The sequence below is a fragment of the Rhodococcus sp. C3V genome (assembly GCF_029269915.1).
Taxonomy (GTDB): Bacteria; Actinomycetota; Actinomycetes; order Mycobacteriales; family Mycobacteriaceae; genus Rhodococcus_F; species Rhodococcus_F qingshengii.
Window position 1 is genome coordinate 1 of the sequence record NZ_JARJBE010000064.1, and the last position, 819, is coordinate 819.

The window sequence follows — 819 nt, forward strand, 5'->3', positions numbered from 1 at the left end:
CACCCCCCAACACCAACCCACGCTCCACCACAGACTCCACCTCGAACATCTCGACGATGGTGGACGTGTCCGCCACTGCAGCGCTCACCACTGCGACGTATGCATCGACCAATCGCGCTGCGGTTGCCTCGTCGAAGAGATCGGTGGCATAGGTCAGATGTAGGTCCAGACCCCCGCGAGACCCGTCGGCGGTGAGTGCTTCGTTGAACACGAAGTCCAGGTCGAACTGTGTAGTGGTCACGACGTTGTCGACTTCGGCGATACGTATGCCGTCGAACTCGAGTTCGGTCAATGCGATGTTCTGCAGGGTCAAACTGACCTGGAAAATGGGCGAGTACGACTGCGAACGAACCGGATCGAGTACCTCGACCAGGCGCTCGAACGGAACGTCGGCGTTCGCGAACGCCTGGAGGTCGAATTCTCGAACCGATTCGAGCAATTCCGCGAACCGAGCGCCGGGCGACACCACGGAACGTAGTGCGAGGGTGTTGACGAACATGCCGACCAGATCGTCGAGTGCACGTTCTCCTCGGCCCGCAACAGGAGTTCCCACAACTACGTCGTATTCACCGCTGTAGCGCGAAAGCACAACAGCGAGCGCGGCATGCAACACCATGAACGACGTAGCGCCGTTGTCACGCGCGACCTTCTCCAGTTGCGCGTTCACCTCGGGGCTCAGATGGGCCGAGAACATGGCTCCACGGCCGGAGGCTTCCACGGGACGAGGTCGGTCCAGCGGCAGATCGATCACCGACGGTATTGCGTCGAGAGCGTTCCGCCAGAAGTCCAACTGTCGTGTGACGAGTGAGGTCGACGATT

The 819-nt window shown here is 60.6% G+C and carries 1 protein-coding gene; it reads right to left on the reverse strand.

The features are described 5' to 3' along the window. A partial coding sequence (locus P3G66_RS31805; protein ID WP_276117885.1) for a condensation domain-containing protein occupies nt 1-819 on the reverse strand: 819 nt, incomplete at both ends.